The following is a 256-nucleotide window of genomic DNA, read 5'->3' as shown; positions in this document are numbered from 1 at the left end:
ACATTTGAGTAGGGTAGGGTGGTGTGTAGTCCGTAGTCTATAGTCCGAAGTCTATAGGTTACAAAACTCTTTCAATCTACTATCAAACTCGTTTGTCTGATCTTTACTCTTTGAACTTTGAGCTTTGAACTTTGCTCTTTGTCCATCGTACTCTGGTGGAGAATAACGGATTCGAACCGTTGACCCCCTGCGTGCAAGGCAGGTGCTCTAGCCAGCTGAGCTAATCCCCCAGGTTAATGGGTTCTCTTTGTTAATC

The 256-nt window shown here is 44.5% G+C and carries 1 tRNA gene; it reads right to left on the bottom strand.

Annotation, left to right across the window (positions count from 1 at the left end):
* Positions 1 to 153 precede the first annotated feature (153 nt).
* Positions 154 to 230: transfer RNA gene (locus tag ACST14_RS10995), tRNA-Ala, on the bottom strand.
* Positions 231 to 256 lie beyond the last annotated feature (26 nt).

The sequence above is a fragment of the Aquirufa sp. A-Brett2-15D genome, from assembly GCF_054558735.1.
The sequence above is the reverse complement of the archived record's forward strand: the minus strand, read 5'-3'. Positions and strand labels throughout refer to the sequence as shown.